The sequence below is a fragment of the Streptomyces pseudogriseolus genome (genome assembly GCA_002154585.1).
Taxonomy (GTDB): Bacteria; Actinomycetota; Actinomycetes; order Streptomycetales; family Streptomycetaceae; genus Streptomyces; species Streptomyces pseudogriseolus.
Map to the genome: position 1 here is coordinate 1 of MUNG01000361.1, position 8,946 is coordinate 8,946.

Sequence of the window (8,946 nt, forward strand, 5' to 3'; positions counted from 1 at the left end):
CTCCCACCCGGGCCGGGTGAACTCGAACCCCGCGTCCCGCAGCCGCCCCGGCACCACCCGCCGGCTCTTCAGCAGCAACTCCGTGTCCGAGCGCATCGCGAGCGCCCCCAGCTCCGCCATCCACCGGGTCGCCGGCAACCCCACCGGCACACCCCAGGCCTTCCGCAGCACCCGCATGAAGTCCCGCTGGGGGAGGGGATCGGGCGCGGCGAGATTCACCGCGCCCTCGATCTCCTCCCGCGCGACGAGGAATTCGACCGCCCGCACGAAGTCGTCGTCGTGGATCCACGACACGTACTGCGCGCCACCCGCGACCGGCCCGCCCAGCCCCAGTCGGGTCAGTCGCAGCAGCACGTCGAACACCCCGCCCCGGTCGGGGCTCATCACCATCGCCGACCGCAGGGCCACCTTGCGCGTGTGCGGGGTCGGCGCCTCGGCCTGCGTCCGCTCCCAGTTCTTCGCGATCTCGACGCTGTACGCCCAGTAGTCGGGCACCCCGGGCTCGTCGCCGCCGATGACGCCCGTCGCCTCGTCGTTCGCGGCGTCGAAGCGGTGCGCGTAGATCGTCGCGGTGCTCATCTGGAGCCACACCTCCGGCGGCCGGCGGGCGGCAGCGATCGCCTCGCCCACGACCCGCGCGGAGTCGACGCGCGAGTCCATCATGGCGCGCAGGTTCTCCGGGGTGTACCGGCAGGAGACGCTCCGGCCCGCCAGGTTGATCACGACGTCCGCGCCGTCGACCGCCTCGGCCCACGGGCCCAGGGTGACCCCGTCCCAGGCGACGTCCTGAGGACGGCGCGGGCGCCTGGTGAGAACCACCACCTCGTGCCCGGCCGCGCTCAGCGCACGGTCCAGAATCGTGCCCACCTGACCGGTCCCCCCGGGCAGAACGATCTTCATCGGACCCCTCCGACCTCTTCGAGTGCCCTCACCCTACCCCGTTTTTGAACGCGTTCAACATCAGGGTTCGGTGGGGGCGGCGAGCGCTCAAGAGGCATAGGGGCGGAAGAGGCGGCCGGACGGGCCGGAAGACCTACGCCTGCGAGGCGATCTGGATGAGGTTGCCGCAGGTGTCGTCGAAGACGGCGGTGGTGACCGGGCCCATGTCCAGGGGCTCCTGGGTGAAGCGCACGCCGTGTTCCCGCAGGCGCTCGTACTCCGCCCGCACGTCGTCCACGGCGAACACGGCGAGGGGGATGCCGTCGGCGACGAGCGCGTCCCGGTAGGGCTTGACCGCGGGGTGGTGGGACGGTTCCAGCAGCAGTTCGGTGCCGTCCGGATCGTCGGCCGGGACGACGGTGAGCCAGCGGTCCGTCTCGCCGATCGGCACGTCGTGCTTCGTCACGAAGCCGAGGACGTCGGTGTAGAAGCGCAGGGCCTTCGCCTGGTCGTCGACGAAGACGCTGGTCAGTTGGATCTTCATGAGGGGTCCTTGTCCGGTTCGGAGGAACGGGGATCGAGCCAGCGCTCGGTGATGTGCCGCAGCGGCGCGACGTTCAGGTCGTGGAACTTGTACCGGCCTTCCCGCCGGGTCTCGACGAGCCCGGCGGCCTCCAGGACGGCGAGGTGCTGCGACACCGCCTGACGTGAGATGCCGAGCCCGTGCTTCATGCTCAGACGCGCGCAGATCTCGAACAGCGTCTGTCCCGACTTCTCCGTCAGCTCGTCGAGGATCGTCCGGCGGGTTCCGTCCGCCAGAGCCTTGAAGAGGTCGTCGGCCACACCCCGACTATAGGTAAGTAGTCACTTGCCTATCAAGCGAAAGCAGCTCCGGACGCGTGCCGCACCGGTGATCGGTCAGGTACCGTGTGGGGCATGTCGAGCCCTGAGGCAGCCAAGGTGGGGGCTTTCGGTCACGCCGTCAGCCCCCTGAACCCCTGAGTTCCTGAGCCCTTTGTCGTCCCGCCGCGTTCTGCGGCCGGACGCGCGCGCCTGTGGGCGCTGACTGCGGTGACGAGACGTCTTCCTGCTGTGCTTCTCCTCGTCCCGGAGCCTCTCGATGCCTCTCCCGCTTTACCTGCTCGCCCTGGCGGTCTTCGCCATGGGCACCTCGGAATTCATGCTCGCCGGCCTCCTGCCGGACATCGCGTCCGACCTCGGCGTGTCCGTCGGGGCGGCCGGCACCCTCACCTCGGCCTTCGCTGTCGGGATGATCGTCGGCGCCCCGCTGGTGGCCGCGTTCGCCCGCGACTGGCCGGCACGGGGCAGCCTCCTCGCCTTCGTCCTCGTGTTCTCGGCAGCGCATGCCGTGGGCGCCGTCACCACGAGTTTCGTCGTCCTGTCCGCGACCCGGTTCGTGGCCGCCGTGGCGAACGCGGGATTCCTCGCCGTCGCCCTGACCACCGCCGCCGGACTGGTTCCGCCCGGCAGGAAGGGACGTGCGCTGGCCGTCCTGCTGTCGGGGACGACGGTGGCGACGATCGCCGGAGTCCCCGGAGGCTCCCTCCTCGGCACGCTGCTCGGCTGGCGGGCCACCTTCTGGGCCGTCGCCCTCGTCTGCCTGCCCGCCGCTCTCGGCATCCTCAAGGGCATCCCCGCGCGACCGGGGCGGACGGACACGGCTGACAGGCCGTCCGAACCGGCCCTGCGGGCGGAGATCTCGCAGCTCAGGAGCCCTCGCCTGATCCTCGTCATGCTGCTGGGCGCCCTGGTGAACGCGGCGACCTTCGGAAGCTTCACCTTCCTGGCCCCCCTCGTCACCGACGCCGCCGGGTTGGCCACGCCGTGGATCCCGGTCGTGCTGGTGCTCTTCGGGGCCGGTTCGTTCGCCGGTGTCACCGTCGCGGGGAGGCTCTCGGACCGGCGTCCACGTCTGGTCGTCGCGGCCGGAGGGCCCCTGCTGCTCGTCGGCTGGCCGGCGCTCGCCGTACTCGCCGAGCACCAGGTTGCCTTCCTCACCCTCGTGTTCGTGCAGGGCGCCCTGTCGTTCGCGGTGGGCAGCACGTTGATCACGCGGGTTCTCTACGAGGCGGCCGGCGCGCCCACCATGGCCGGGGCGTATGCCACCGCGGCACTCAACGTCGGCGCCGCCGTCGGCCCCCTCGCCGCGGCGGCCACCCTGGCCCCGGTCGGGAACCGCGGGCCGCTGTGGGCCAGTGGCCTCCTCGTCCTGGCCGCCCTGCTCACCGCGCTGCCCTTCTCCCGGGCCCGCCAGTCCTCCCGGGCCCGCTAGTGCTGCGACCGCACAGGTTCGCCGGTTGTCCGGGAAGATCGGTGCAGGGTGACACCCTCTTTGGGGGCTCGAACGGGCCGGCCTGGAAGACGGTGGCACCCACATCGTCGATGACACCGTCAACGCGGTTGGAGGCGACATCGGGGCTGAGGGCCGTGCGGTGTCGTACTGCGACAGCTCAGGCTTCGAGACCTTGGTCGGTCAGGCACGGCCAGTGCTGCGAGCGCAGGGGGTTCGGATCGGGCGTCTCCGGACATTCAGCCGCTGGAACCGCCGATCCGGCGAACCCTTCCGGTCGGAGCACTAGCCGCGGCTACCCGGCGCGGCGTCACGGCGGAAGGCGCCCGACAGGGACAGGGAGCCGGGGCCGAAGAACACCAGCAGCAGGAAACCCCAGCAGAACAGCGCCGGCGACAGGCCGCCGTTCTGGAGGGGGAACAGCCCGTCCGGCTGGTGCTCGGTGAAGTAGGCGAAGGCCATGGCCCCGGAACTGAGGAACGCGGCGGCCCGGGTGAGGACCCCGAGCAGCACGAGCGCGCCGCAGACCAGCTCGATCACCCCCGCGTACCAGAACGGCCAGTCGCCGGCGGGGGTGGCGTCCCGGTCCAGCACGCCGAACAGGGTGGCCGCGCCCTCACTGGTGAACAGCAGCCCGATGACGATACGGAACAGACCGAGGACCAGCGGCTGGTGACGGTCGAGCCGGTCGGTGGCGCCCATGGTGGAACTCCTTGCAGTGGCCGGTGCGCGGGGCAGGGAAAGGGGGACGGCGTGGAGGCCGTCCGCCCTCTACCAACGTGCGCGCCGGGCACCCCGTTCAGCCGTTCCGGCCCGCGAAGGACACAGGTCGGCAACGGTCGCGCGGGCGGCGGCTGGCAGACTCCTCCCTCATGAGCGACAGAGCTGTCCGGCCGGCCCGCCCCGCAGGGGAGAGCGGGCCGGCCGAACCGGGCACGACAGGACGGATCCGGCTTCTCGCGGCGGTCGCGGCGGTGGTGACCGTCGGCGCGGGACTGGGCCTGCGGACCGTGGCGGCCGGCGACGTCGCGAAGTACGGCGGCGACGCGCTGTACACCCTGCTGATCCTCACCCTCGTCGTCCTGGCGGCCCCGCGCATGGCGCCCGCCCGCGCGGCGGGGACCGCACTCGCGGTGAGCTGGGCGGTGGAACTGCTCCAGCTCACCGGCCTGCCCGCGGAGCTGTCCGCCCGCAGTACAGCGGCCCGTCTGGTCCTCGGCTCCACCTTCAACGCACCGGACCTGTTCTGGTATGCGGTCGGCGCGGCCGCCGGCTGGCTCGTCCTGCGCGTGTCGGCCCGCCGTCGGCCGGCTCGGTGAGCCACTCGGTGAGTGGCGCGCACTCAGGCCACGTTTGACCTCAAGCGCTTCAGGTGGGAGACGCTGGGTGTATGACGACGACGGACGGCGACACGGCCTCGGTGAGCATCCAGGACATGTCGAAGATCAGTGGCCTGTCCGAGGCGACGCTGCGCTACTACGAGAAGATCGGCCTCATCGGGCCCGTTCCCCGCGACGAGAGCAGCGGCCATCGACGCTACGGCGGACACGCGGTGGAGAGGATCGAGGCACTGGGCTGCCTCAGGGCGACCGGGATGAGCGTCCAGGACATGCGCGACTACCTGCGCTTCCTGGACGGCAACGGCGACGGCGGCGACGGCAACGCCACACGGATGCGCGAGCTGTTCGAACGCAACGTCTCCAGGATCCAGGAGGAGATCGAGCGCATGCACGTCCGCCGGAGGTACCTCGAACTGAAGGCGCAGTTGTGGAGCGCGCGGGAGCGGGGCGACGCCGAGGGAGAGAACCGGATCGTGCCGGAGGTCGCGCGCGCCCGCGAGGGCCTCCGCTGACGTCACTTGACTTGAAGCGCTTCAGGTCCCGGAGGCTCGTGTCCGGACGGTCGGCCGGCCGGCATCACGGCTCGGCCCCTCGCACACGATCCCAAGGACGACTCATATGTTCACCGAAGAACTCGAACGGCTCGCGGAAGCGGGACGACCCGTACTGGTCACCGGCGCCACCGGATATCTCGGCGGTCACACGGTGGCCCGTCTGCTCGGCGAGGGCATCGCCACCCGTGTCACGATCCGGGAGGAGAGCGGGCGGGACCAGGTGCTCGCGGCGCTCCGTCAGGCCGGTGTCGACCCGGCCGGGAAGCTGTCGTTCGTGACGGCGTCCCTCGACGACGACCGGGGCTGGCCGGACGCCATGGACGGCGTCGGCCACGTGCTCCACCTCGCCTCCCCGTTCCCGCTCACCCCGCCGGAGACGGAGGAGGAGCTGATACGTCCGGCCCGTGACGGCGCACTCCGTGTCCTGGGCGCGGCCCGGGCGGCCGGTGCGGCCCGCGTGGTGATGACGTCCTCCTTCGCCGCCGTCGGCTACACGGTGAAGGAGGACAACCACTACTCGGAAGCGGACTGGACGGACCCCGAAACCGAAGGACTGCCCGCGTACCACAAGTCGAAGACCCTCGCCGAACGAGCCGCCTGGGAGTACGCGGCCGACAGGGGCGGCATCGAGCTGACCGTCGTCAATCCCACCGGCATCTTCGGACCCGTGCTCGGCGACCGCCCGTCCGCCTCGGCGGGCCTCGTGCGGGCCATGCTGAACGGCGACATGCCGGTCGTCCCGGTCATGTACTTCGGCGTCGTCGACGTGCGGGACGTCGCGGACCTGCACCTCCGGGCCATGCTTCATCCCAAGGCGGCGGGTGAACGGTTCCTCGGCGTCGGCGGGCCCGCGCTGAGCTTCTGGACGATGGCGGGCATCCTGCGGGAGAGGTACCCGGCCGTCGCCGACCGCCTCCCCGCACGCGAACTCACCGTCGAGGAGATGACGGAGCGGGCCAGGACCGAGCCTTCGCTCCGCGAGGCCGCGACGCTGAGGGGCCGTGTCCCGGTGATCGACAACACCAAGGCGCGCTCCCTCCTGGGCTGGGAGCCCCGCGACACCGCGCGGACGATCGTCGACACCGCGGAGAGTCTGTTCCGTCTCGGACTGGCGCGTCCGGGGACCGGCGCGGCCGAAGGCTGAGGAACTCGCGACCTCACCGGTTCCGGCGTCCGCAGGGGACGCCGGAACCGGGCGGGTTCAGGCCCGCCCGCCGCCCCGCAGTTGAAGCCGCTCACCCCGGAAGCGCGCCCGGAAGCCGCGATCGTGGGAGACGGCGACGACCGCGCCAGGGTAGGCGGCCAGCGCCGCCTCCAGGTCCTCGACGAGGTCCAGCGCCACATGGTTGGTCGGCTCGTCGAGCACGAGCAGATCGGCCGGCCGCGTCACCAGCCTCGCGATCTGGAGCCGCCGTTGCTGCCCCGCCGACAGTGCGGCGACCGGCACCGTCACATCCTCCTCGCGGAACAGTCCCAGCGACAGCAGCGTGTCGCGGTGCTCCTCGAGCGGCCCCGGCCGCCGCGCCGCGAAGGCGGCGAGCAGCGGCAGCCGGCCCATGCGGACGGGCAGTTCCTGGGGCAGGTAGCCGATGCGGGCCGGGCGGCGCGTCACTCCCGCGTCCGGTTCCAGATCGCCCGCCAACACCCGCAGCAGGGTCGACTTGCCGGCCCCGTTCTCCCCGGTGACCAGCAGCCGTTGCCCGGGCTCGACGGTCAGCCGCCCGTCCAGCCGCAGCCGTTCACCGACGGCCACCTCCTCCAGCTCGGCGAGCACGGTGTCGGAGGCAGACGGATCACCCGCCGTGGCCGGGGCGGCCGTGAAGCGCAGCGGCTCGGGCGGTGCGGGCACCGGCGTGCGCCGCAGCCGGGCCAGCCGTTCCCGCACCGCCCGCACCTGGCCGCCCAACTTCGCCTCGTGGGAACGGCGATGCTTGCCGAAGCCCTGCCGCGGGTCGCCGCCCGTGGTGGACAGCCGCCGGCCCGCCGACTCCAGCAACTCCTCGGTGCGGGCGACCTCTTCGAGCCACTCCGTGTGCGCCTGCTCGGCGCGGCGCCGCGCGGCCGCCTTCGCCGCCCGGTATCCGGCCCAGCCGTCGCCGTACCGGCGCACCGAGCGGGTGTCACGGTCGACCTCCAGGATCGTGGTGGCGATCCGCTCGATGAACGGCCGGTCGTGGGTGACGGCGACGACGGTGCCGCGGTGCCCGCGCAGCCGTTCCTCCAGCCAGTGCACCGCGGACGCGTCGAGATGGTTCGTCGGCTCGTCCAGCAGCAGCAGTTCGGGGTCCGCGGCCAGGACGCAGGCGAGCGCCAGCCGGGACTGCTCGCCGCCGGAGAGCGAGCCGAGCAGCCGGTCCCGGGTGACGCCGGCCAGACCCAGCCCGTGCATCGCCGCGTCCACCCGCGCGTCGGCCCGGTATCCGTCGCGCTGCTCGTACGCGCTCAACAGGTCCCCGTAGGCGGCGAGTTCGGCCTCCGACGCCTCACCGAGGCGTTCCTCCGCCGCACGCAGCCGGCGCTCCAGGGCGCGCAGCGGGGCGAGCGCGTGATCGACCGCGTCCTGCACGGTCCGGTCGGGTGCCAGTGCGGGGGTCTGGGTGAGGTGGCCGCAGCCGCCGGGGAAGGCCACGGTGATGTCGCCGTCGTCGGGCGTCTCGGCCCCGGCGAGGAGCCGCAGCAGGGTGGACTTCCCGGCGCCGTTCTCCCCGACGACGGCCGCCCGCTCACCGGGGCGGACGGTGAGGGAGACCTGGTCGAGGACGGTGCGGGGGCCGTACGACTTGGTGACGTCCTTGACGGACAGCTGTGCCGCGGGTGCGGGCGTGAGCGTATGGGCGCGGGCGCGCATAGGACTTTCCCTGAGGTGAGAGAGGTGGCAGAGGGCGATGACGGCGGCGTCGGCCGCGCCCGGGCTCAGAGAAAGTAGTAGTGGCGCATACCGCCACCGTAGCAAGACGGATCGTCTCGTCTCAAGTCGTGTCCGGTCCTGCCGACCTCCCTCAGGGCCGGTTTCCGTCCGTCGCGGCCCTGCGTCGCCGGTGCGCCGCCGCCTTGGCGGTGTTGCCGCAGCGCCGCATCGAGCACCACTGGCGGGGCCGGCCCGAGGCCGGGTTGAGGTACAGCATCCGGCACACCTCGGACGCGCACATCGTCAGCCGCTTCCTGCGCGACTCGTCGGACACGAGCGTGATCAGGTCCCGCGCGACCGCCGACAGCAGGGCGTCCTCGGTGAGCAGGTCGCTGCCGGGCGCCGGTCGCAGTCCGTCCGCCGTCAACTCCAGCCTGGGTGCGGGCGGTTCACCGGCGGCCAGGGCGTTGACCAGGTCCACGGACGCGGGGGAGGGGTGGTGCCCGTCCAGCAGGGACGAGGCGATGTCGTACGCCGCGTCACGCACGGAGTGCAGCGCCCGCAGCAGCGCGTCCGCCGCGTACCCGGGAGCCGGCGTCAGCCCCACGCCACGGCACCACGCGGCCAGCCGCTCGGCGTCCCCCATCCGCTCCACCGGGCCGACGGGCCTGCGGCCCACCGTCGCCACCAGGTTCAGCGACAGCGAGCCGGCGTCGAACCGGAGATCACGCGCCCGGGCGGTGACCCTCGTGCGCGGTGCTTGCGGTGCGGCTCCCATGCGGCGATAGTAACCTCTGAAGCGGTTATCAAGGGAGTGGGGCGGCCATGCGGATCGCGATCGTCGGAGCGGGTGGGGTCGGGGGCTACTTCGGCGCGCGGCTCGCCGCGGCGGACAACGAGGTCACCTTCGTGGCCCGGGGACGCCACCTGGAGGCGGTACGGCGCTCGGCGCTTCTCGTGCGCAGCCCCCTGGGCGACGTCCGCACCTCGCCGGGCGCGGTGGTGGAGAGCGTC

11 protein-coding genes are annotated in these 8,946 nt (G+C 72.4%); 5 read left to right on the forward strand and 6 right to left on the reverse strand.

Translation table 11 applies throughout. The features are described from left to right. From CCN29_RS27395 to CCN29_RS27405, 3 genes are all read right to left on the reverse strand, one after another. On the reverse strand, positions 1 to 900 hold a 900-nt coding region (locus tag CCN29_RS27395; protein ID WP_086685281.1), incomplete at its 3' end, for a TIGR01777 family oxidoreductase. 133 nt (positions 901 to 1,033) lie between these two features. Further along, positions 1,034 to 1,423 (reverse strand): VOC family protein, encoded by a 390-nt coding sequence (locus CCN29_RS27400; RefSeq protein WP_006129757.1) that lies wholly within the window; start codon positions 1,421 to 1,423, stop codon positions 1,034 to 1,036. Beyond that, a complete protein-coding gene (locus tag CCN29_RS27405; protein ID WP_006129756.1) occupies positions 1,420 to 1,722 on the reverse strand; it encodes an ArsR/SmtB family transcription factor in 303 nt (100 codons plus the stop codon). Before CCN29_RS27405 ends, CCN29_RS27400 begins: the two co-directional genes overlap by 4 nt. Before the next feature lie 277 nt (positions 1,723 to 1,999). Between CCN29_RS27405 and CCN29_RS27410 the strand changes: the two genes are divergently transcribed. After that, positions 2,000 to 3,172, forward strand: a complete 1,173-nt coding sequence (locus tag CCN29_RS27410; protein WP_086685271.1) for a Cmx/CmrA family chloramphenicol efflux MFS transporter — start codon at positions 2,000 to 2,002, stop codon at positions 3,170 to 3,172. Between the two features lie 303 nt (positions 3,173 to 3,475). Here CCN29_RS27410 and CCN29_RS27415 read toward each other — a convergent pair whose 3' ends face one another. Beyond that, on the reverse strand, positions 3,476 to 3,892 hold the full coding sequence (locus tag CCN29_RS27415; protein WP_006129754.1) for a DoxX family protein: 417 nt from the start codon (positions 3,890 to 3,892) through the stop codon (positions 3,476 to 3,478). A gap of 170 nt (positions 3,893 to 4,062) precedes the next feature. On the opposite strand from CCN29_RS27415, the gene CCN29_RS27420 reads away from it, so the two are divergent. The 3 genes from CCN29_RS27420 to CCN29_RS27430 all read left to right on the forward strand — a co-directional run bounded on the left by CCN29_RS27420 (position 4,063) and on the right by CCN29_RS27430 (position 6,228). Further along, the gene (locus CCN29_RS27420) at positions 4,063 to 4,509 is read left to right on the forward strand and encodes a ribosomal maturation YjgA family protein (protein ID WP_078592167.1); all 447 of its coding nucleotides are present in this window, start codon (positions 4,063 to 4,065) and stop codon (positions 4,507 to 4,509) included. Between the two features lie 71 nt (positions 4,510 to 4,580). Next, entirely contained in the window at positions 4,581 to 5,042 is a 462-nt protein-coding gene (locus CCN29_RS27425; protein WP_086685274.1) for a MerR family transcriptional regulator, read from the forward strand. A 106-nt stretch (positions 5,043 to 5,148) separates the two neighbouring features. Then, positions 5,149 to 6,228, forward strand: a complete 1,080-nt coding sequence (locus tag CCN29_RS27430) for an NAD-dependent epimerase/dehydratase family protein (RefSeq protein WP_086685277.1) — start codon at positions 5,149 to 5,151, stop codon at positions 6,226 to 6,228. Between the two features lie 57 nt (positions 6,229 to 6,285). Here the strand turns inward: CCN29_RS27430 and abc-f are convergent, their stop codons facing one another. Continuing rightward, positions 6,286 to 7,932, reverse strand: a complete 1,647-nt coding sequence (abc-f, locus tag CCN29_RS27435; protein WP_086685279.1) for a ribosomal protection-like ABC-F family protein — start codon at positions 7,930 to 7,932, stop codon at positions 6,286 to 6,288. A gap of 151 nt (positions 7,933 to 8,083) precedes the next feature. Then, entirely contained in the window at positions 8,084 to 8,710 is a 627-nt protein-coding gene (locus CCN29_RS27440) for a CGNR zinc finger domain-containing protein (protein ID WP_031064983.1), read from the reverse strand. Between the two features lie 47 nt (positions 8,711 to 8,757). On the opposite strand from CCN29_RS27440, the gene CCN29_RS27445 reads away from it, so the two are divergent. Further along, positions 8,758 to 8,946, forward strand: a 189-nt coding sequence (locus tag CCN29_RS27445; RefSeq protein ID WP_442538512.1) for a 2-dehydropantoate 2-reductase N-terminal domain-containing protein, incomplete at its 3' end; no start/stop codon positions are given.

What these genes read in the sequence shown, in the direction of transcription:
- CCN29_RS27415 (WP_006129754.1), bottom strand. Translation starts at nt 3,892, where the DNA reads ATGGGCGCCACCGACCGGCTCGACCGTCACCAGCCGCTGGTCCTCGGT.
- CCN29_RS27425 (WP_086685274.1), top strand. Translation starts at nt 4,581, where the DNA reads ATGACGACGACGGACGGCGACACGGCCTCGGTGAGCATCCAGGACATG.
- CCN29_RS27400 (WP_006129757.1), bottom strand. Translation starts at nt 1,423, where the DNA reads ATGAAGATCCAACTGACCAGCGTCTTCGTCGACGACCAGGCGAAGGCC.
- CCN29_RS27420 (WP_078592167.1), top strand. Translation starts at nt 4,063, where the DNA reads ATGAGCGACAGAGCTGTCCGGCCGGCCCGCCCCGCAGGGGAGAGCGGG.
- CCN29_RS27440 (WP_031064983.1), bottom strand. Translation starts at nt 8,710, where the DNA reads ATGGGAGCCGCACCGCAAGCACCGCGCACGAGGGTCACCGCCCGGGCG.
- abc-f (WP_086685279.1), bottom strand. Translation starts at nt 7,932, where the DNA reads ATGCGCGCCCGCGCCCATACGCTCACGCCCGCACCCGCGGCACAGCTG.
- CCN29_RS27410 (WP_086685271.1), top strand. Translation starts at nt 2,000, where the DNA reads ATGCCTCTCCCGCTTTACCTGCTCGCCCTGGCGGTCTTCGCCATGGGC.
- CCN29_RS27430 (WP_086685277.1), top strand. Translation starts at nt 5,149, where the DNA reads ATGTTCACCGAAGAACTCGAACGGCTCGCGGAAGCGGGACGACCCGTA.